1 protein-coding gene is annotated in these 825 nt (G+C 69.8%); it reads right to left on the bottom strand.

Features of this window, described 5'->3' with window-relative positions:
• Positions 1 to 166: 166 nt before the first annotated feature.
• Positions 167 to 825 (bottom strand): APC family permease (locus tag G3I56_RS42620; RefSeq protein WP_164418914.1); only part of this gene is annotated, 659 nt, incomplete at its 5' end.

Genomic DNA, 825 nt, shown 5'->3' with positions numbered 1-825 from the left:
CGAAGATCCGCACCGGCATGCGTATCGCGACCGTCAAGCAGCCCTGGCCGGTGTCCCGTTCCCCCGTCACGCTCATGCGCGCACGGTACGTGACGCCGGCCGGAACCCAGAAGCGGAGGGCCCCCGGGCAGCTCGCCCGGGGCCCCGCCCTACGTCCCCGCGTCCGTCAGACGGCCGCCGGCGCGGTGTCCTGCTCGGTGTCGGAGTCGATCCCCTGGAGGTACTCCTCGGTGATCTCCTTCGGCCCGAACGGCCAGACCTTCTCGAAGCGGGCCCACAGGAGGAAGGCGACGCAGCCGAGGGCGACCCACGCCAGGGACCACTCGATGGGGTGACGGCCGGGCGAGTTCTTGTCCGCGTAGCCGTAGATCACCAGCCAGCCGACGAGGGCGATGATGCTCGGCAGCGGGTAGAGCCACATCTTGTACGGCCGGTGCAGACCGGCCTGGCGGCGGCGCAACACCGAGACCGCGAGGATCTGCGCGAGCGCCTGGACGATCACCATGACGGTGGTGAGCAGTTGGATGAGGGTGGCCAGATCGGTGTGGCGGCCGATGAGGAAGCCGATCGCGGTGATGACGCCCATGGTGGCCAGGCCCAGCATCGGGAAGCGGTGCTGGGCGTGCAGCTTCCCGTACTGGCGGAAGAAGACGCGGTCACGGGCCGCGTCGTAGGGCACCCGGGAGCCGCCGAGGAGTCCGGTGAAGACCGAGGCGAAGGCCGTGATGAGGATGAGGACGGTGACGGTGTCGGCGGCGCCCTTGCCCCAGGTCTTCTCCATGACCGCGGAGGCGACCGACGAGGAGGCGATGTCGTCGGCGTTGA

It is taken from the genome of Streptomyces sp. SID12488 (genome assembly GCF_010548275.1).
GTDB lineage: Bacteria > Actinomycetota > Actinomycetes > Streptomycetales > Streptomycetaceae > Streptomyces.
Note: the sequence above shows the minus strand (reverse complement) of the source record. Positions and strands in the feature narration are given on the sequence as shown.